The organism is Sphaerisporangium rufum (assembly GCF_016863395.1).
GTDB classification, from domain to species: Bacteria; Actinomycetota; Actinomycetes; order Streptosporangiales; family Streptosporangiaceae; genus Sphaerisporangium; species Sphaerisporangium rufum.
Map to the genome: position 1 here is coordinate 1 of NZ_BOOU01000033.1, position 19,077 is coordinate 19,077.

The following is a 19,077-nucleotide window of genomic DNA, read 5'->3' on the forward strand; positions in this document are numbered from 1 at the left end:
GACGAGTTGCCACGGGTTCGGTACCGGTCCGCCCGCTCTGACAGGTAGGACGCCAGCCGCCGCAGCATGGCCGTCTCGCCGGACTCCTCACCCGGCAGCGGAGGCAGATGGTAGATGAACGGCTCCATCTCCTCCGGGTAGCCGGCGTCAGACCACATCATCTCGATGACGTCCCAGAAACCGGAGATCGTGTTTCGCCGCTCGTACAGCCAGGCGAGGGCCAGGTACCGCCAGACCCGTTCGGTCTCCGGCTCGGCACAGTCCAGATCGTCACGTGCCTGGACGGCCGCCCGCACCTTGTCCTCGGCCTCACTCGGCAGGAGATATGACATCTCCTCCTCGGTCGGCAGACCGGGCAGCAACTCCGATGGCACGCCCCTGGCGAATTCGGCGAGATCCGCTGACGAGAGCCAGCCCGCCCGATATCCGCACACCAGCTCTCCGGCGGTGAGCGCGACTCGCGACGATATGAAGTCAGCGGGGATCGGAAATCTCACGAGGTCACTCATGGCCGGTTTCTCTTTCCTCGATGATTCAACCACCGGTGTGCTTCCTCAGCGATGGAGAACGTCGCCGACGTGGGCGTCGATCGAGGACACCATCGCGTCGAAGGCCTGAGCGTCCAGCTCGACGGGTGATCCGCCGGTCTGCAGGCTGAAGTTCGCTTCGACGAGGTAGCGACCGTAACGGGCGCGGAACGTCCAGCCGGAACATCCTCTGCGCAGTTCGAGCGGCGACCGGAGGCAGGCGAGCTTGAAGGCATCCGCCCGCAGGGGCGGCCCGGCGTACGGCTCGGGCGTCAACCGGCCCATGTCCGGATCACTATAGGTCCGCCCGTATGGCGCCAGATCGTATTCGCGCGCGGCGGCCGCCACCGTGGAGTATCTCAGCGCGATCTGCCCGAAGGCGGGCACTTTCGGGACGCGTCCCCAGGTGCGGAGGGCGAAGTCGTCGGCCCCGAAGAAGTCCGGTCCGGGCGGCACGGTGACGTCCTTGTTCTGCACCGCCGCGTACCCGGTGGACGTCACCGCGGCCGGCAGGTCGCTCCGCCCGGCGAGGAGCGTGGCGGCAGGCAGGTCCGGCCGGCCGGCCGGTCCCGTGCCGTCCGTCCGTGATCGTGCCACCCCGCAGGCCCCCGGCAGTCCGGCGAGCACGGCCACGACCAGTGCCGTCAGCGTGGCGTTCGGCCTCACCTTGGTTCCTGATCAGTGGTGGGCGGGTTCGCGGGCGGGGGTGGCGTCGATGGTGTCGGGGGCGAGGATGTGGTCGGTGACCATCAGGGCGCAGCCGATGATGCCGGCGTCCTCGCCTAGGCGGCTGCGCTCGATGCGCAGGCTGCGGGTGGACAGCGCGGTGGAGCGCCGGTGCACGACCTCGCGCACCCCGGACACCAGCGGCTGGAAGCGTTCGGCGACGTCGCCGCCGAGCACGACCACCGCCGGGTTGAGCAGGTTGACGGCGCTGGCGACCACCTCGCCGAGCAGCCGGCCGGCCCGGCGGACCACGGCCATCGTCTCGGCGTCGCCGGCCCGGACCAGGGTGACCACGTCGGCGAGGGTGGCGACCTGGCGGCCGGCGGCGCGCAGGTCGCGCAGGATGGCGGTGCCGCTGGCGACGGAGTCGACGCAGTCGACGTTGCCGCACCGGCACAGCACGCCGCCGCCGTCGCGGACCGGGATGTGGCCGATCTCGCCGGCCGCGCCGAGCGCGCCGCGCAGCACCTCGCCGCCGGCGACCACGCCGGCGCCGATCCGGGTGGAGACCTTGACGAAGAGCAGGTCGCGCACCTCGCGGGCGTAGGCGGCGCGATGCTCGCCCATGGCGATGACGTTGACGTCGTTGTCCACGAAGACCGGCACCGGGTAGCGGGCGGCGACCAGCGGCGGGATCGCCACGCCGGTCCAGCTGGCCATGACCCGGGCGCTCTCGGTGCGGCCGGCGGCGAACTCGACGGTGGCGGGCACGCCCAGGCCGGCGCCGCGGACGCCGGCGGCGGGCCGGTCGCCGAGCAGGTCCGCCCAGACGTCCATGATCAGCGGCAGGACCACGCCGGGGCCGCGCTCGACGTCGATCTCCAGGTCGGTGCGGGCGAGCTGGGCGCCGGACAGATCGCAGACGGCGATCTGGGTGCGGCTGGCGCCGAGCGAGGCGACCAGGACGGTGCCGCCGGCGGCGTTGAAGGCGAGCCGGACGGGCGGTCGGCCGCCGGTGGACGGGCCGGCGGTGTCCTCGGCGACCAGGCCGCGGTCCATCAGGTCGGCGACCCGCAGCGCGACGGCGGGGCGGGACAGCCCGGTCAGCCGCCCGATGTCGGCCCGGGTGGCCGCCTCGCCGGTGCGGATGAGGTGCAGCACCTCGCCGGTGGTGGCCGGCGCGGAGCCTGATCGTCGGCTCATCCGCCAAGTGAACCACAGCTCTTTTGTAAATCCAACTACCTAAGTTCCTCATCTCAAATTACAGAACTGTGCTTGTTCGCTGCCTAAGTTCGGGCTACTGTCCGATCTGTCGTTGTTCGGGAGATCTGCCGGGCCGCCCGGCCCGCGTCTCCCCCCGCCCGGCCGCCGCGCCGGGCCCTGGCACGAGGAGAACCAGCCGTGCACCGCACCGTCCAGGAGGTCACCGAGCGGGTGGCCGCGCGCAGCGCGCGCAGCCGCGCCGCCTACCTCGACCGGGTGGGCGCCGCGGCCCGCGAGGCGCGCGAGCGCGGCCCGGCCCGCACCGCGCTCGGCTGCGCCAACCTCGCCCACGGCTTCGCCGCCTGCTCCCCGGCCGACAAGCTCGCGCTGCGCGGCGCCGAGCGGCCCGGGGTGGCGATCGTCTCGGCGTACAACGACATGCTGTCGGCGCACCAGCCGTACGAGACCTACCCGGCGATCCTCAAGGACGCGGTACGCGAGGCCGGCGGCGTGGCGCAGTTCGCCGGCGGGGTGCCGGCGATGTGCGACGGCGTCACCCAGGGCCGTCCCGGCATGGAGCTGTCGCTGTACAGCCGCGAGGTCATCGCGATGGCCACCGCGATCGCGCTGTCGCACGACATGTTCGACGGCTCGCTGCTGCTCGGCGTGTGCGACAAGATCGTCCCGGGGCTGCTGATCGGCGCGCTGCACTTCGGGCACCTGCCGGCGCTGTTCGTGCCGGCCGGGCCGATGCCGTCCGGGCTGCCGAACAAGGTCAAGGCACGTACCCGGCAGCTGTTCGCCGAGGGGAAGATCGGCCGCGGCGCGATGCTGGAGGCGGAGGCGAAGTCCTACCACTCCCCCGGCACCTGCACCTTCTACGGCACCGCGAACTCCAACCAGGTGCTGATGGAGGTCATGGGCCTGCACCTGCCCGGCGCCACCTTCGTCAACCCCGGCACCGAGCTGCGCGACGGGCTGACCCGCGCGGCGGCCCGCCGGGTGGTGGAGATCACCGCGCACGGGGACGAATACACCCCGGTCGCCGAGGTGGTGGACGAGAAGGCGCTGGTCAACGCGGCCGTCGCCCTGCTGGCCACCGGCGGGTCCACCAACCACACCATGCACCTGGTCGCCATCGCGGCCGCCGCCGGGTTCGAGCTGCGCTGGGACGACCTGGCCGAGCTGTCGCGGGCGGTCCCCCTCCTCACCCGGATGTACCCCAACGGGCAGGCGGACGTGAACCACTTCCAGGCGGCCGGCGGCATGCAGGTGCTGATCGGCGACCTGCTGTCCGCCGGGCTGCTGCACGAGGACGTGCTGACGGTCGCCGGCCGCGGCCTGTCGCTGTACCGCAGCACGCCCGAGCTGAAGGAGGGCGAGGTGGTGTGGACCGAGCGCGCCGCCGGCAGCGCCGACCTGGACGTGCTGCGCCCGCCCGCCGAGCCGTTCGCGCCGGACGGCGGCATCCAGATGGTCGGCGGCAACCTCGGCCGCGCGGTCGGCAAGGTGTCGGCGATCCGGCCCGAGCACCGGGTGGTCCGGGCACCGGCCCGGGTGTTCGACGACCAGGCCGGCCTGCTGGCCGCGTTCGAGGCCGGCGAGCTGGACGGGCGGGACTTCATCGCCGTCGTCCGCTACCAGGGGCCGTCGGCCAACGGGATGCCCGAGCTGCACAAGCTGACCCCGCCGCTGGCGGTGCTGCAGGACCGCGGGCAGCGCGTCGCGCTGGTCACCGACGGCCGGATGTCGGGGGCGTCGGGCAAGGTCCCGGCGGCCATCCACCTCTCGCCCGAGGCGGCGGACGGCGGCCCGCTGGCACTGGTCCGCGACGGGGACCCGATCCTGCTCGACCTGACCACCGGCACCCTGGAGCTGCTGGTCCCGGCGGGCGAGCTGGCCGGGCGCGAGCCGGACGGCCGGCCGGCCACCGACCAGGAGTGGGTCGGCACCGGCCGCGAGCTGTTCGCCGCCTTCCGCCGGGCCGCCGCGCCGGCCGATCGGGGGGCCGGCGTCTTCGCGATCAGCGGTGCGGAGGGCCGACCGTGACCGCCGTCCCTGCGCCGTCGCCGGACGCGCCGTGGCTGGTGGCCGACATCGGCGGCACCAACGCCCGGTTCGGCCTGGTCACCCGGCCCGGCGGCCGGCCCGAGTCGGTCGCGGTGCTGCCCGGTGCCCGCTACCCGGGGCTGCCGGACGCGGTCGCCGCCTACCTGGACGCCCACGCCGGCGGGGCGCGCGCGTCCGCGGCCTGCCTGGCGGTCGCCGGGCCGGTGCGCGGCGATCGGTACCTGCTGACCAACACCGGCTGGGCCGGCTCGGCCGGCGACCTCGGCATCCCGCACGTGGAGCTGCTGAACGACTTCGAGGCGCTGGCCCTGGCGCTGCCGCACCTGCCCGCCGACGGCCTGGCCGGCCTGGGCGGCCCGGCGCCGGCGCCCGGCATGGTGAAGGCGGTGCTCGGCCCGGGCACCGGGCTGGGCGTGGCCGGGCTGGTCCCGGTCCGCGGCGGCTGGGTGCCGGTGCCCGGCGAGGGCGGCCACGTCTCGGCGCCGGTGGTCACCGACCTGGAGCTGGAGATCGTCCGGGCGCTGCGCGCCGAGGGCATGCCGTTCGTGGACGCCGAGCACCTGCTGTCCGGCCCCGGGCTGGCCCGGCTGCGGCACGGGCTGGCGCTGGTGGAGGGCATCCGGATCGCACCGCTGCCGGCGAGCGAGATCGTCGCCCGGCTGGACGACTCGCTGTGCGCGCGCACCGTGGACGTCTTCTGCGGGCTGCTCGGCGGGTTCGCGGCGAACGTCGCGCTTACACTGGGGGCGCGCGGCGGCGTCTACCTCGGCGGCGGCATCCTGCCGCGGATCGTGGAACGCGCGCGTGCGAGCGACTTCCGGCGCCGCTTCGAGGCCGACCTCGCCCTGCCGGGTTACCTGGCCGGCATCGCCACCACGGTGATCGTGGCCGCGCAGCCCGCGCTGACCGGCGCGGCGGCCTGGCTCGCCCAGCGCGTGTCGGACCTGGAGTACGACCCGCCCCCCGTCCCGGGACCGGCCGGCGCGCCCGCGCCGGCGTCCCCCGCAGCAAGGAGTACCGCACCGTGAGCATCCTGGACCTGGCCCCGGTCGTGCCGGTCGTGGTGATCGACGACGTCGAGACGGCGGTGCCGATCGCCCGCGCGCTGGTGGCGGGCGGGCTGCCCGCCATCGAGGTGACGCTGCGCACCCCGTGCGCGCTGGAGGCGATCACCCGGATCGCGGCCGAGGTCCCCGGCGCCGTGGTCGGCGCGGGCACGGTGCGCACGCCCGCCGACGTGGCCGCCGCGGTCCGGGCGGGCGCGGGCTTCCTGGTCAGCCCGGGCAGCACGCCCGCGCTGGTCGCGGCGATGCTGGAGTCCGGGGTGCCGTTCCTGCCCGGAGCGGCGACCGCCTCGGAGGTGATGGCCCTGGCCGAGCGCGGCCTGACCGAGCTGAAGTTCTTCCCGGCCGAGCCGGCCGGCGGCGTGGCCTACCTGAAGGCGCTGGGCGGGCCGCTGCCGCAGGTGCGGTTCTGCCCGACCGGCGGCATCCGGCCGCAGACCGCGCCCGCCTACCTGGCGCTGCCCAACGTGGGCTGCGTGGGCGGCACCTGGCTGACCCCGGCGGACGCGGTGGCGGCCGGCGACCACGCCCGCATCGAGAAGCTGGCCGCCGAGGCCGCCGCGCTGCGCGGCTGACCGGCCACCGGCCCGGTCCGGCGGGCCACCTTGAGAGTGTCCCCCGCGTCTTCTCCTCCCTCGGCGCGGGCGACCGGCCCTGGCAACCGCCCCGACCGGCGCGGCGGCCATGGGAGTGCAGGCCCGCGGGCGCCCTACCCGGCGCCCGCGGGCCCGCCGGTCATCCGAGGCGGGCCCGGCCCGCCCGCCGACGTGGCCGGTCGTCGTCCGAGGCACGCGATGATCCGGTGTGCTCGAACCGCCATCCGGCACATGCCCGATCCAGCCCGGCCCGCCGCCGTCCGGTCACCCCGATGGCCGGATGTCCGGCATGCTCGTCCCGCCACCCTGGCTCACCGGCCGGCGGGGCCGTCCGGGCCGGGCAGGCCGCGGGCGGACAGCGGGCGGGTGACGTGTTCGAGCGGCCGCCGCTCGGCGGGCACGGCCAGGGCCAGCGCGACCAGCCCGGCGACCACCATGACCCCGGCGGCCAGCAGGTATCCGTGGAACAGTCCGGCCGGGTCGGGGTTGGCGCGGTCGCCGATCAGCGCGCCGAACAGCGACGGGCCGAGCGCGCCGGCGGTCTGGGCCAGCGCGAAGAACAGCGCGATGGCCAGCGCCCGGATCTCCAGCGGGAACAGCTCGCTCACCGTCAGGTACCCGGCCGACGCCGCGGCGGACGCGAAGAAGAAGATCACCGACCAGAGGAGGGTCTGGGTGACCGCGGTCAGCGCCCCGCCGGCGAACAGCGCGCCGGTCACGCCGAGCAGGACGCCGGATACCAGGTAGGTGCTCGATATCATCACCCGCCGGCCGAGCACGTCGAACAGCGGCCCGAGCAGCAGCGGCCCGGCCAGGTTGCCCAGCGCGAACAGGAACAGGTATTTGGAGGCGTCGCGCGGCGCGACCCCGTAGAAGGCGTCCAGCACCAGCACGTAGGTGAAGAAGATCGCGTTGTAGAGGAAGGACTGGCTGACCAGCAGGGTGCCGCCGAGGACGGAGCGCCGCGGGTGCTCGCGCACCAGGACCCGGGCGACCTCCCGGTAGGAGGGGGTGCCGTGCGGGCGCAGCTCGATGGCCTGGCCGGCGTCCACCGGCGGCACCGGGCGGCCGCTGCGCTCCACCGCCGCCTCGATCGCGGAGACCTCGCCGTCGGCCTCGTCGGCCCGGCCGTGCATGAGCAGCCAGCGGGGGCTCTCCGGCAGGCGCCGGCGCAACCCCCAGACGAGCGCGCCGATCAGCGGCCCGATGAGCAGCCCGAGCCGCCAGCCGAGATCCACCGGCAGCAGGCGCGGGTCGAGCAGCACGTAGGTGCTCGCGGTGCCGAGCATGGCGCCGAGCCAGTACGTGCCGCTCACCGCGAGGTCGACCCGGCCGCGGTGGGTGGCCGGCACCAGCTCGTCGACGGCCGAGTGGATGGCGGCGTACTCGCCGCCGATGCCCGCGCCGGCCAGGAAGCGGAAGAACATCAGGAACGCCAGGTTCGGGGAGAACGCGGTGATCCCGTTGGCCACCAGGTAAAGACCGAGGGTGAGGACGAACAGCCGGCGCCGGCCGAAGCGGTCCGACAGCCGGCCGAACACCAGGGCGCCGGCCACCTCGCCGAGCAGGTAGCCGGTCGCGGTGAGCCCGACCTGGAACGAGGTCAGGCCGAGGGTGCGCTGGTCGCGCAGCACCGAGCCGACCGCGCCGGCGATGGTGATCTCCATGCCGTCCAGCACCCAGGCGACGCCGAGCGCCACCACCATGCGGGTGTGGAACCGCGACCACGGCAGCCGGTCCAGCCGCGCGGGCACCAGGCTGCGGACGACCCTCGACACGATCACCCAGCGTAGCCATCACGACCGGCTCCGGTGGCGTTCGGTGACCAGGTGCCGGGCATGTCGTGCCGGCCGGCCCGGCCAGCACCGAGCGGCCCGGGGCCGCCGGGGCCTCGGCCGGAGTCGTCGGGCGGGCAGAAGGGAGGCCGGCGGGCAGGGCCCGCCGGCCTCGGGGTGGTGCCGGGTGGATCAGGCGGAGGTGCGCTCGGCGGCGCGCATGGACAGGGCCGGGGTGAGTTCCTCCAGCGAGCGGCGCTCGGCCTTGACGCCGAAGACCATGGCGACCACCGCGGCGACCAGCATCAGCGCCGACGCCCCCAGGTAGCCGTAGAAGAGCCCGGTCGGATCGGGGTCGTCCTCGCTGCCGATCAGCGCGCCGAAGATCACCGGGCCGAGGGCGCCGACGCCCTGGGCGATGGAGAAGAACAGCGCGATGGCCAGCGCCCGGATCTCCAGCGGGAACAGCTCGCTCACCGTCAGGTAGCCCGAGCTCGCCGCGGCGGAGGCGAAGAAGAAGATCACGCCCCACAGCAACGTCTGGGTGGTGGCGGTGAGCACTCCCTGCTTGAACAGCCAGGCGGTCACCGCGAGCAGCACGCCGGCGATGGCGTAGGTGCCGGCGATCATGGGTTTGCGGCCGATGGTGTCGAACAGCTTGCCCAGCAGCAGCGGCCCGGCCAGGTTGCCCACCGCGAAGATCAGCAGGAACTTCGAGGAGTCGGAGGCGGACACGTCGAAGAAGGTGTTCAGCACCATAACGTAGGTGAAGAAGATCGCGTTGTACATGAACGACTGGCTCACCATGAGCGTCACGCCGAGGATGGTGCGCTTGGGATACTCCCGGAACACCACCCGCAGGATCTCCCGGTAGGTGGGCGCGCCGTGCGGGCGGACCTCGATGGCCTTGTCCTCGTCCACCGGGGGCAGCTCGCCGCCGTGGCCGTGGGTCGCGGCGGCCTCGACCACCTTGACGGCCTCCTCCGCCTCCTCCTGGCGGCCGTGCATGAGCAGCCAGCGCGGGCTCTCCGGCAGGTGCTTGCGCAGGCCCCAGATGAGCAGGCCGAGCAGCGGGCCGATGATCAGGCCGATCCGCCAGCCCAGGTCCACCGGCAGGATGTCCGGGTTGAGCAGCACGTAGGTGCTGGCGGTGCCGAAGATGGCGCCCAGCCAGTAGGTGCCGCTGACCGCCAGGTCGACCCGTCCCCGGTAGCGCGAGGGGATGAGTTCGTCGATCGCCGAGTGGATCGCGGCGTACTCGCCGCCGATGCCCATGCCGGCGAAGAACCGGAAGACCAGCAGGAAGGCCAGGTTCGGGGAGAACGCGGTGATCCCGTTGGCGATCAGGTACAGCGCCAGGGTGAGGATGAAGAGCTTTCGCCTGCCGAGCTTGTCGGATAGGCGTCCGAACACCAGTGCGCCGACCACCTCGCCCGCGAGGTAGACGGTCGCGGTCAGCCCGACCTCGACGGCCGAAAGGCCGAGGGTCTGCTTGTCCTGCAGGACGGTTCCGACCGCGCTGGCGATCGTGATCTCCATCCCGTCGAGCACCCATGCCACTCCGAGCGCGACCACCAGGCGGGTGTGGAAGCTGGACCACTTGAGCCGGTCGAGCCGCGCGGGAATGAGACTACGTACCACGTCTCCCATAGCCGTGGTGAGTCTCCGGAAATATGCCTGTTAATCCGCTTTTACCAGGGGTAGCGGCGTGCTGTTGGTTGTGCGACCACGCCGATGGATCATGGGGCGCGGAGTGCTCAGCCCGCCGCGTACCGGGCCAGCAGGGTGGGCTCGTCGATGGGATCCTCGTGGGTGCCCTCGGCGGTACAGGCGTGCGCGCCGGCGATGGCGCCGAGCCGGGCGCACTTCTCCGGCGGCAGGCCACGCAGCCGGCCCTGCAGGAACCCCGAGACGAACGCGTCGCCGGCCCCGTTGGCGTCCACCACCGGACCGGGCGGGTCGACCGCCGGGACGTGCCGGAGCCGGTCGCCGTCCTGGTCCAGCACGTAGGACCCGGTGGCGCCGGCCGTGCAGACCACGGTCGAGGCCCGGCCGCGGGCAAGCACCTCCCGCATCACCGGCTCGGGGTCGGCGAGCTTGGCCGCCGACAGGAAGACCAGGTCGGCGCCGGTGGCGAAGTCCAGGTGATAGGGATTCACGCCGTCCCAGTCGTGCAGGTCGGTGGAGACCGGCACGCCGAGCGCGTGCAGCTCGGGCAGCAGGTGCCGGGAGAAGTCGGTGATGGACAGGTGCACGTGCCGGGCCGCGCGCACCGCCGGCAGCCACAGCTCGCGGGGCAGCCGCTGCCCGGGGGCGGCGCGCGGGTCGTACAGCGACATGCGGCGCCCGTCCGGGCCGACCAGCAGCACGCTGCGCCGGGTGCCCTCCGGCACCGGCGCCCAGGCGAGCTCCACGCCGCGCCCGGCCAGGTGCGCGCGGATCAGCGCGCCCTGCGGGTCCTCGCCGAGCAGGTCCACCAGCACGGCGCGCAGCCCGAGGGTGTGGCAGCCGAGCGCGACTCCGGCGCCGGTGTTGCCGATCCGGTCCACCACCGGCGGCACGGCGTGGGTGTCGGCGTACGGCAGCGGCAGCTCCGGCACGTACACCGTGGTGTCCACGCCCGCTCCGCCCACCACGACCACGTCGTACTCCGTCACCGTGCCCCGTCTCCCTGTGCTACCGCGCCGTCCGCCGGCCGCGTCTCCCCGACGCTACCCGGGCGGGCAGGTGTCCGCGGCGGCCGGGCCGGCCCGGAGACCGGGGCCGGTGGCCCCGCACCGCCGAGACCTCCTGCCGTGGCATCACCGCACGGGAACGGACGGGCCCGGCTCGCTTCGCCGGAGTAATCGGACTATAGTCCGGCTGTGCATGGGGACGAGGATGACGGGCGGCGGGCCGGGTCGGCCGTCCCGCTGGAGCTGCTGCGCGCCCGGCCGGCCAGGGAACGTGCCGACGCCGCGCGCAACCGGGCCGCCGTGCTGGAGGCGGCCGCCCGGCTGTTCGCCGAGCACGGCGTGGCGGCGGTCTCGATGGACCAGATCGCCGCGGCCGCCGGCGTCGGCAAGGGCACGCTGTTCCGCCGGTTCGGCGACAAGTCCGGCCTGGCCGCCGCGCTGCTGGACGCGCGCGAGCGGGTGCTGCAGGAGTCCATCCTGCACGGGCCGCCGCCGCTCGGCCCCGGGGCGCCGGCGGCCGAACGGCTCGCCGCGTTCATGGACGCCTACCTCGACTACCTGCTGGAGCATCTGGACCTGGTGCGGATGTCGGAGACCGCGACGCCCGGCGCCCGCTACCGGATCGGCGCCTACCGCTTCTGGCACCGGCACCTGGCGATCCTGCTGGCCGGCGGGCCGGACCCCGAGCACGCCGCGCACGCCGTGCTCGCCGCGCTGGCCGCCGAGCACGTGGCCGCGCTGCTCCCCGAACTCGGCGAGCCGCGCCTGCGCGCCGGGCTGCACCGCCTGGCGATTGGCCGCCTGGCCTGACGCGCCCGCCCGGACCGTCGAGTCAGAAGCCTTTGGCGATCTCGCGGGCCCGGGCGTCGGCCTGGCGGCGGGCGTCGTCCCAGTCACCGGTGAGCGTGGGGTGGAAGCGGATCTCACTGATGTCGGTCAGGCCGGTCCAGCGCAGCCAGTCGGTGAAGTAGGTGGACTGGAAGTCGGTGCCGAATTCCGGGCCAAGCCCGGGGCCCCAGACCGCGCTGGTGTAGACGACGGCCACCCGGGTGCCCCGGCCCGCGAGCAGGTGGCTGTAGCCCTTCTCCGGGTCGACGCCGAAGATCCAGCCCGGCTGGCTGACCACGTCGATGAACTGCTTGAGCACATACGGCACCGAGCCGTTCCACATCGGCACCGAGAACAGCACCCGGCCGGCGGAGGTGAACCGCTCGAAGGCCCGCCGGGCGGCGGCCCACGCCTCGGCCTCGGCGCCCCGCGGCTCGCCGCCGCCGAAGACGGTCATCTTGGCCCGCGCGCCGGCGGCGAAGTCCGGCAGCGACCCGTCCCACAGGTCCCAGTGCTCGATCTGGTCGCCTGCGTGGGACTCGGCGTAGGTCTCGGTGAACGTCCGGGCGATGCGCAGCGATTCGGAGTCCTCGCCGCGGGGCGAGGCGGAGATGTGCAGAAGCTTGGACATGGCGTGGCCTCTCAGCTAGTCGGACTACGGTCCGGTTACCTCAAGAAATATACGGACCACAGTCCGCTTTTTCAAGCCGTCGCCGCACCGCCCGAGGCCATCGCAGGTCGAGGTGCATCAGCCGCCGGTTCGGCGGGCAGGTCAGCGGGGTGCCGCCCGGAAGGCGCGACGGTAGGCGCCCGGTGTCGTGCCCAGGCCGTCCAGGAACCGCCGGCGCAGGTTGGTCGCCGAGGACAGGCCCGCCCGCCGGGCCACCGCGTCCAGCGGAAGGTCGGTGGACTCCAGCAGGTCGCGGGCCAGCGCGATCCGCCGGCCGAGCAGCCACCGACCCGGGCTGGTGCCGAGCTGCCCGGCGAACCGGCGGGCCAGCGTGCGGGTGGAGACACCCGCGCGGGCGGCGATGTCCTGCACGGTGACCGGCTCGCCGAGCCGCTCGTCGATCCAATCCAGCAGCGGCGCGAGGGTGCCGTCGATCTGCGCCGGGTGCGGCGGCGCCGCGTACTGCGACTGCCCGCCCTCGCGGTGCGGCGGCATGACCATGGTCCGGGCGACGTGCGCGGCGTACCGGGCACCCTGGTCGGCGCGGACCAGGTGCAGGCACAGGTCGAAGCCCGCCCCGGCGCCGGCGCTGGTCGCCACGTCGCCGTGGTCCACGTACAGCACGTCCGGGTCCACCTCGACGCGGGGGAAGCGGGCGGCGAGTTCGCCGGCCAGCCCCCAGTGCGTGGCCGCCCGCCGCCCGTCCAGCAGGCCGGCGTGCGCCAGCGCGAAGGCGCCGGAGCAGATGCTCACCACCCGCGCGCTCCGGGAGTGCGCGCGGCGCAGCGCGCGGACGACTCCGGGGGACGGCGGCTCGGCGGCGGGCAGCCACCCCGGCACGATCACGGTGTCCGCCCGGTCCAGCGCGTCCAGCCCGCCGGTCACCAGCATGTCGTAGCCGGCGTAGGTGGCGACCGGGCCGGGGTGCTCGGTGCACACCCCGAAGGCGTACCGGGTCGGCAGCCCGGCGCGCTCGACGCCGAACACCTGGGCCGCGCAGCCGAGTTCGAACGTCGACTGCGGTGGGCGGATGAGGGCCATGACTTGATGCATGACCGGAAAGTACTCCCAGACGTCTTTCCAGACACTGGGTGGGGCGGCGGCCGGCCGACAGGCTGGTGCCATGACGACCGAACCGAACACCGCCCCCGCCTACGAGTGGTCCTCCGTCCAGGACGCCCCCGTGCACGAGGTCTTCCCGGGGATCCGGCTGCGCCCGCTGTGGCACGGCGACAACGGGGCGAAGGCCTACGTGCTGGAGATGGACCCGGGCACCCGCTGGCCGAAGGTGGACGTGCACGACCCCGGGCCCGAGGAGGTCTTCGTGGTGTCCGGCGTGTTCAACGACGGCGACCGCGACTACCCGGCCGGCTCGTTCATCCACGCCGCCGCCGGCACCTCGCACGTCCCGCAGACGGCAGAAGGCTGCACCCTCTTCCTCTTCTACCCCGAGGGCTAGCGACGCACCTGCCACCCGGAGGGCCGGTCACGGACCGGCCGCTGGCCGATCCCCACGCGTCCGCACGGACGCGCCTCCTCAGCGGGCGGCGAGGTCCTCCAGCGGCCGGTCGGGATCGGCCAGCGCCTCGGCGCGGACGGCGGCGCCGGAACGGATCAACGCCTTGATCGGCTCGACGACGTCCCAGACGTTGACGTTCATGCCGGCCAGCACGCGGTCGCCGCGCAGCCAGAAGGCGATGAACTCCCGCGCCGCGACGTCGCCCCGGAAGACCACCCGGTCGTAGCCGCCCGGCCCGACGTGGCCGACGTACTCCATGCCGAGGTCGTACTGGTCGGTGTAGAAGTAGGGCAGGTCCTGGTAGAGCGCGTCCCGCCCCAGCATGGTGGCCGCGGCGACCGCGGGCTGGGCGAGGGCGTTGGCCCAGTGCTCGACCCGCACGTGCTCGCCCAGCAGCGGGTGGTAGGCGGCGGCGACGTCCCCGGCGGCGACGATGTGCCGGTCCTCGGTGCGCAGCGCGGCGTCGACCACGATCCCGTCGTCCACCCGCAGCCCGGCGAGCCGGGCGAGCCGCACCTCGGGTTCGGCGCCGACACCGATCAGGACGGCGTCGGCGCCGATCTCGGTGCCGTCGCCCAGCCGGACGCCGGCCGGGGTGATCTCGCCGACGGTGATCCCGAGCCGCAGGTCCACGCCGTGGTCGCGGTGCAGGCCGGCGAAGACCCGGGCGGCCTCGGGCCCGAGCACCCGCAGCAGCGGCAGCGGCGCCGCCTCCAGCACGGTGACCGCGAGACCGGCCTGCCGGGCGGCGGCGGCGACCTCCAGCCCGATCCAGCCGGCGCCGATCACCGCCAGCCGGGATTTGCTCGCCAGGACGTCCCGGAGCGACTCGCAGTCCTCGATCCGGCGCAGGTAGTGCACGTGCGGCGCGCCGGCGCCGGGGATCGGCGGCCGCCGGGGGACGGCTCCGGTGGCCAGCAGCAGCCGGTCGTAGCCGATCATGCCGCCGCCGTCCAGCTCGACGCGGCGCGCGCCACGGTCCAGGCCGGTCGCGGCGACGCCGAGCCGCAATTCGACGTCGTGGCCGGCGTACCAGTCCTCCGGGTGGACGAAGACGCCGGCCCGGCCGGCGGTGCCCGCCAGGTAGCCCTTGGACAGCGGGGGCCGCTCGTAGGGGCGGTGCGGCTCGGCGCCGACCAGGGTGATCCGCCCGTCGAATCCCTGCTCGCGCAGCGCCTCGGCGGCCTTGGCGCCGGCCAGACCGGCTCCGACGATCACGAAGCTCTGTCGTGTCACGGTGATGACCTCCTCGGTCAGCGGTGGGTGCCGGTGCCGGCGAGGAACTCCTGGCGGGACCGGTCGTCGGCCCGCAGCACCCCCAGCAGGGTCGAGGTGACGGTGGTCGAGCCTGCGGCCCGTACGCCCCGCAGGGTCATGCAGGTGTGCTCGGCCTCGATCACGACGCCGACGCCCGCCGGGTGCAGCCGGTCGGCGAGCCAGCCGGCCACCTGCCTGGTCAGCCGTTCCTGCACCTGCGGCCGGCCGGCGAAGTGCTCGACGACCCGGGCCAGCTTGGACAGCCCGACGATGCGGTCGCCGGGCAGGTAGCCGACATGGGCGACGCCGGTGAAGGGCAGCAGGTGGTGCTCGCAGACCGAGCGGACCGGGATCGCCCTGGCCAGCACCAGCTCGTCGTAGCCCTCGTCGTTGGGAAAGGTGGTCAGGTCGAACGGGCGGGGCGCGAACAGCTCGGCGTACGCCTGGGCCATCCGCGCCGGGGTCTCCCGCAGGCCCGCCGAATCGGTCGGCACGCCCAGCGCCCTGAGGAAGTCGCCGGCCGCCCGCTCGGCGGCGGCCAGGTCCGCGCCACCGCGCGACTCGTCGATCACCCGTAGCGCGCCGCCCACCGGTCGTTTCGCCTCGTGCAGTACTCCACCGGCCATCGCCGCCTCCGAATGCATCCCGAGTTACGCCAACGAGTATTGGCGTTATTCGTTCGAGCGGTCAAGAGACCCGGCTAAATCACCTGATGTAGGCTTTCGACCATCGATGTGGGTGTTATCGTGGCCCGGTGACGCCCGATCCCGCGATCAGCGCGGTGGCCGCGCTGGACGACGCGCTGCGCCAGGGCATGTACGCCCACATCCGCCGGGCACGCCGCCCGGTGACCCGGGACGAGGCCGCCGCCGCGGTCGGCATCTCCCGCAAGCTCGCCGCGTTCCACCTGGACAAGCTGGTGGACGCCGGGCTGCTGCGGGCCCGCTACGAGGCGGTGGGCGGCATCCGCAAGGTGGGCCGCACGCCGAAGGTCTACGAGCCGGCCGACATCGACATCCGGGTCACCATCCCGGAACGGCGGCACGAGGTGCTGGCCGGCATCCTGGTGGACGCGGTCCTGGCCGCCGGCGAAGGCGACGACGCTCGCGCGGCGGCGGTCCAGGTGGCCGGGCGGCGCGGCGCGGAGCTCGGCGCCGCGGAACGCGCCCGGGCCCGGCCCGGCCGGCTGGGCGCCGAACGCGCCCTCACGCTGGTCGAGAGCCTGCTGGCCCGGCACGGCTTCGAGCCCGGCCGCGAGTCCCCCACCTGCCTGCGGCTGCGCAACTGCCCGTTCCATCCGCTCGCCGCCCAGGCCCCCGACCTGGTGTGCGGCATCAACCATGCCTTCCTGTCCGGCATGCTCACCGGCCTGGCCGCCACCAGGGTGCGGGCGGTCCTCGCGCCCCGGCCGGGCGAATGCTGCGTTGAACTCTCCTCGGCGGCGGCCAAGCCCTCGGACATACAGACCTGACGGCTACCGCGGCGGCGGTAGATCCACCTTTCCTGCCGCGGCGGCGGCAGGCGAAGAGACCTCCGGTGGCCGGACGACCGGCGGCGGTTCATCGGACATGGTTCTGCTGTCCAGTCGCAGGAAGCAGAGGAGAACCTCATGTCCGTCCTATTGACGCTCGCCACCGACGTGGCCTCGCCGGTCTGCTCGACGCAGGCGGAATGCGCGGGCCAGGGGGTCGGCACCTTCGTCGGGACCCCGCGGCGGGTCTGGGCCAGCATCGCCGCGCTGGCGGGGCTGGCCGGCGTGGTCCTCGGATGGCTGGCCGTGCGCTCCGTCCGGCGCCTCGACGGCGGTGGCCGGCGGGCGGCCATCGTGGCCCTGGTGGTGGCGGCGGCGGCCGGACTCAACGGCGCGGTGAACCTGGCCGTCGCCGACGGTGGTCTCGGCACCGGCAACGGGGTGGCCGGCGGGGCCGCGGCGCTGGCGCTCGGGCTGGCCGGTGCCGTCCTCGGCGGGCTGGCACTCACCCGCTCCCGCCGGAGCGGGCACCCGTCCACCGAGGCGGAGATGCGGCGCGGGCCCAGGGTCCGGCCGCGCGGGTGAACCGCTGGGTCTTCCGAGCCGCCGCGCCGCGCCCATGGCGCGCCGGGCTCGAGCGGCTCATCGGCCCGTCCCCGCCACCACGAACCCCGTCTCGTAGGCGGCGATCACCGCCTGGGTCCGATCCCGCACGCCCAGCTTGAACAGCACCGACGCCACATGCGACTTCACCGTCTGCACCGACAGGAACAGCTCGCCGGCGATCTCGGCGTTGGACCGCCCGCGCGCCAGCGACCGGAGGACGTCCCGTTCGCGTGCCGACAGCTCCGGCAGCGGCCGCCCGGTGCGGACGGCGAAGCGTTCGATGACGCCGCGGGTGGAGGCGGGAAAGACCAATGACTCGCCCGAGGCGACGACGCGGACGGCTTCGATCAGTTCCTTCGGTGGCACCCTTTTCAGCACGAAACCGCTGGCACCCGCTCGAAGCGCGTCGAAGACGTAGGCGTCGACCTCGAACGTGGTCAGCACCAGGACGCGGGGGGCGTCCTGCGCGACGGTGATGCGGCGGGTGGCCTCCAGGCCGTCCATGCCGGGCATGCGGATGTCCATCAGGACGACGTCGGGGGGCGGGGAGCCGCCGGCGAGGGCGAGCGCGGCCCGGCCGTCGCCGGCCTCGGCGCTCACCTGCCAGCCGGGCTCGCTGGACAGCACGGCGCGCAGGCCGATCCGCACCAGCGGGTCGTCGTCGACGATCGCGATCCGCATCAGGACTCCAGCGGCAGGACGGCCCGCACGGTGAACCGGCCGCCCGCGGGGCCGATGGCGACCGTGCCGCCCAGCAGGCTCACCCGGTCGCGGATCGAGGCCAGTCCGTGCCCGTGCCCCGGGAAGGCGGGAGCGTCGAAGGCGTTCGCCACCCGAACCGTCACCGCGCCGGACCCGGTGCCGACCTCCACGGTGACCGGGCGGCCGGGGGCGTGCTTGGCCGCGTTGGTCAGCGCCTCCTGGACGATCCGGTGCACCCCGCGCCCGATCGCGGGCGGCAGGCCGGTCGCCTCGATCGACGCGGTCACCGCCATCCCGGCCTGGCGCGCGCCGTCGATCAGCGCGGTCAGCGCGGCCGGGTCGTCGCCGCCCGGCGGGGGCGCGTGGCCCTGGATGCCGGAGATGATCCGGTCCAGCTCGCCGAGGGCGGCCCGGCCGCGCTGCTCGATCGTGGCGAGCGCCTGCCGGGCGAAGGCGGGGTCGTGGTCGAAGACGTGCGCGCCGGCACCGGCCTGAACGACGATCATCGACAGCATGTGGCCGATACTGTCGTGCAACTCCTGGTCGATGCGGAGCTGCTCCTGCGCGCGGGCCAGCGCCAGCTCGCCCGGCCCGGGCCCCAGCAGGCGCCCGGCCAGCCGCAGATGCCAGCCGGCGAGCGAGGCCAGGACGCGGCGCAGCGGCAGCAGCATCAGCGCCAGGACGACGACACAGACCAGCCCTTCCAGCCAGGAGATCTCGGCGTCCTGGTCGCCGAACGTCCCGGGGAACAGCGTGACGAGCAGCAGGATCAGCACGATGAACGGGCGCAGCGCCCTCACCACGACCAAAACCAGCACGACCGGCGCGGTGGCCACCCGGATGAGCGCCCACAGCAGCACCCGGACGGCACGTACGTCCAGCAGGGAGGTCACCCGCCCATCGTCGCCCCTGACCGCCCCCGCTGTCCTCGCCCAAGAGAGTGAATCGCGATCGGCCCGGTGGAGGGAGTCCGGATCGGCTCCGGAGGGGGAAGCGCCGCCCGGGGACCCGGAATTAGCTTCGGCCCCATGAAGAACACCCTGTCCGCTTTATGGATCTTCGTGATGTTCAACTACCTCTACTGCGACCTCTTCGACCTGATGGATCCCGCCCAGACGAACCCGTTCGAGGTCACCCCGGGCTTCCTGCTGGCGGCGGCGGCCCTGATGGAGATCCCGATCACCGCGACCCTCGTCTCCTTCCTGGCCCCGTACCGCCCGAACCGCTGGACCAACATCGGGGCGGGATCGGTGATGACCCTGGTGCAGATCTGGTCGCTGACCGTGGCACCGCCGACCGGCTACTACCTCGCCTACAGCGTCGTCGAGGCGTCCGCCACCGCACTCATCGCCGTCCTGGCCTGGCGCTGGGCCGCCCCGGCGGCCGCGCCCGCCGAGGCGCCGGCGAACCCGCGGCGGGCGCGCCCACCGGGCCGGCCGTCCAGCTGA

The 19,077-nt window shown here is 74.1% G+C and carries 20 protein-coding genes; 8 read left to right on the forward strand and 12 right to left on the reverse strand.

Features of this window, described 5'->3' with window-relative positions:
• The 3 genes from Sru01_RS11090 to Sru01_RS11100 form a co-directional block, all read right to left on the reverse strand.
• On the reverse strand, nt 1–509 hold a 509-nt coding region (locus Sru01_RS11090; RefSeq protein ID WP_203984038.1), incomplete at its 3' end, for a DUF2247 family protein.
• Between the two features lie 45 nt (nt 510–554).
• Nucleotides 555–1,193, reverse strand: a complete 639-nt coding sequence (locus Sru01_RS11095) for a hypothetical protein (RefSeq protein WP_203984039.1) — start codon at nt 1,191–1,193, stop codon at nt 555–557.
• Between the two features lie 12 nt (nt 1,194–1,205).
• Nucleotides 1,206–2,396 carry an ROK family transcriptional regulator gene (locus Sru01_RS11100; RefSeq protein ID WP_203984040.1) on the reverse strand — a complete coding sequence of 397 codons (1,191 nt, stop codon included), beginning with the start codon at nt 2,394–2,396 and terminating at the stop codon, nt 1,206–1,208.
• A 198-nt stretch (nt 2,397–2,594) separates the two neighbouring features.
• On the opposite strand from Sru01_RS11100, the gene edd reads away from it, so the two are divergent.
• Genes edd through eda form a run of 3 tightly spaced genes read left to right on the forward strand, consistent with a single transcriptional unit; the run spans nt 2,595 to nt 6,105 of the window.
• Nucleotides 2,595–4,445 carry a phosphogluconate dehydratase gene (edd, locus tag Sru01_RS11105; protein WP_239137276.1) on the forward strand — a complete coding sequence of 617 codons (1,851 nt, stop codon included), beginning with the start codon at nt 2,595–2,597 and terminating at the stop codon, nt 4,443–4,445.
• Nucleotides 4,442–5,494: a glucokinase gene (locus Sru01_RS11110; RefSeq protein WP_203984041.1), complete on the forward strand. Its 1,053-nt coding sequence runs from the start codon at nt 4,442–4,444 to the stop codon at nt 5,492–5,494. Before edd ends, Sru01_RS11110 begins: the two co-directional genes overlap by 4 nt.
• Nucleotides 5,491–6,105: a bifunctional 4-hydroxy-2-oxoglutarate aldolase/2-dehydro-3-deoxy-phosphogluconate aldolase gene (eda, locus tag Sru01_RS11115; protein WP_203984043.1), complete on the forward strand. Its 615-nt coding sequence runs from the start codon at nt 5,491–5,493 to the stop codon at nt 6,103–6,105. The genes Sru01_RS11110 and eda overlap by 4 nt, the downstream gene beginning before the upstream one ends.
• 332 nt (nt 6,106–6,437) lie before the next feature.
• Here the strand turns inward: eda and Sru01_RS11120 are convergent, their stop codons facing one another.
• From Sru01_RS11120 to Sru01_RS11130, 3 genes are all read right to left on the reverse strand, one after another.
• Nucleotides 6,438–7,904: an MFS transporter gene (locus Sru01_RS11120; protein WP_239137278.1), complete on the reverse strand. Its 1,467-nt coding sequence runs from the start codon at nt 7,902–7,904 to the stop codon at nt 6,438–6,440.
• A gap of 189 nt (nt 7,905–8,093) precedes the next feature.
• The gene (locus Sru01_RS11125; RefSeq protein WP_373869513.1) at nt 8,094–9,542 is read right to left on the reverse strand and encodes an MFS transporter; all 1,449 of its coding nucleotides are present in this window, start codon (nt 9,540–9,542) and stop codon (nt 8,094–8,096) included.
• A gap of 116 nt (nt 9,543–9,658) precedes the next feature.
• Entirely contained in the window at nt 9,659–10,558 is a 900-nt protein-coding gene (locus Sru01_RS11130) for a carbohydrate kinase family protein (protein ID WP_203984045.1), read from the reverse strand.
• Between the two features lie 207 nt (nt 10,559–10,765).
• Here Sru01_RS11130 and Sru01_RS11135 point away from each other — a divergent pair, with 207 nt between their 5' ends.
• On the forward strand, nt 10,766–11,386 hold the full coding sequence (locus Sru01_RS11135) for a TetR/AcrR family transcriptional regulator (protein ID WP_239137280.1): 621 nt from the start codon (nt 10,766–10,768) through the stop codon (nt 11,384–11,386).
• Nucleotides 11,387–11,408: 22 nt separating this feature from the next.
• On the opposite strand, the gene Sru01_RS11140 is transcribed toward Sru01_RS11135, so the two are convergent.
• Nucleotides 11,409–12,035: an FMN-dependent NADH-azoreductase gene (locus Sru01_RS11140; protein WP_203984046.1), complete on the reverse strand. Its 627-nt coding sequence runs from the start codon at nt 12,033–12,035 to the stop codon at nt 11,409–11,411.
• A 141-nt stretch (nt 12,036–12,176) separates the two neighbouring features.
• On the reverse strand, nt 12,177–13,127 hold the full coding sequence (locus tag Sru01_RS11145; RefSeq protein WP_203984047.1) for a helix-turn-helix domain-containing protein: 951 nt from the start codon (nt 13,125–13,127) through the stop codon (nt 12,177–12,179).
• Between the two features lie 70 nt (nt 13,128–13,197).
• Between Sru01_RS11145 and Sru01_RS11150 the strand changes: the two genes are divergently transcribed.
• Nucleotides 13,198–13,533, forward strand: coding sequence for a cupin domain-containing protein (locus Sru01_RS11150; RefSeq protein WP_203984048.1), 336 nt, complete (start codon nt 13,198–13,200; stop codon nt 13,531–13,533).
• A gap of 78 nt (nt 13,534–13,611) precedes the next feature.
• Here the strand turns inward: Sru01_RS11150 and Sru01_RS11155 are convergent, their stop codons facing one another.
• Nucleotides 13,612–14,829 (reverse strand): NAD(P)/FAD-dependent oxidoreductase, encoded by a 1,218-nt coding sequence (locus Sru01_RS11155; protein ID WP_239137282.1) that lies wholly within the window; start codon nt 14,827–14,829, stop codon nt 13,612–13,614.
• A 17-nt stretch (nt 14,830–14,846) separates the two neighbouring features.
• On the reverse strand, nt 14,847–15,476 hold the full coding sequence (gene folE, locus Sru01_RS11160; RefSeq protein WP_203984049.1) for a GTP cyclohydrolase I FolE: 630 nt from the start codon (nt 15,474–15,476) through the stop codon (nt 14,847–14,849).
• Between the two features lie 128 nt (nt 15,477–15,604).
• Here folE and Sru01_RS11165 point away from each other — a divergent pair, with 128 nt between their 5' ends.
• A complete protein-coding gene (locus Sru01_RS11165; protein ID WP_203984050.1) occupies nt 15,605–16,321 on the forward strand; it encodes a helix-turn-helix transcriptional regulator in 717 nt (238 codons plus the stop codon).
• Nucleotides 16,322–16,459: 138 nt separating this feature from the next.
• A complete protein-coding gene (locus tag Sru01_RS11170; RefSeq protein WP_203984051.1) occupies nt 16,460–16,906 on the forward strand; it encodes a DUF6223 family protein in 447 nt (148 codons plus the stop codon).
• A 57-nt stretch (nt 16,907–16,963) separates the two neighbouring features.
• Here the strand turns inward: Sru01_RS11170 and Sru01_RS11175 are convergent, their stop codons facing one another.
• Together Sru01_RS11175 and Sru01_RS11180 are read right to left on the reverse strand one after the other, a co-directional pair.
• Complete coding sequence (locus Sru01_RS11175) at nt 16,964–17,608, reverse strand: response regulator transcription factor (RefSeq protein WP_203984052.1); 645 nt, start codon at nt 17,606–17,608, stop codon at nt 16,964–16,966.
• Nucleotides 17,608–18,522: a sensor histidine kinase gene (locus Sru01_RS11180; protein ID WP_203984054.1), complete on the reverse strand. Its 915-nt coding sequence runs from the start codon at nt 18,520–18,522 to the stop codon at nt 17,608–17,610. Before Sru01_RS11180 ends, Sru01_RS11175 begins: the two co-directional genes overlap by 1 nt.
• A 135-nt stretch (nt 18,523–18,657) precedes the next feature.
• Here Sru01_RS11180 and Sru01_RS11185 point away from each other — a divergent pair, with 135 nt between their 5' ends.
• Nucleotides 18,658–19,077 carry a DUF6326 family protein gene (locus Sru01_RS11185; protein ID WP_203984056.1) on the forward strand — a complete coding sequence of 140 codons (420 nt, stop codon included), beginning with the start codon at nt 18,658–18,660 and terminating at the stop codon, nt 19,075–19,077.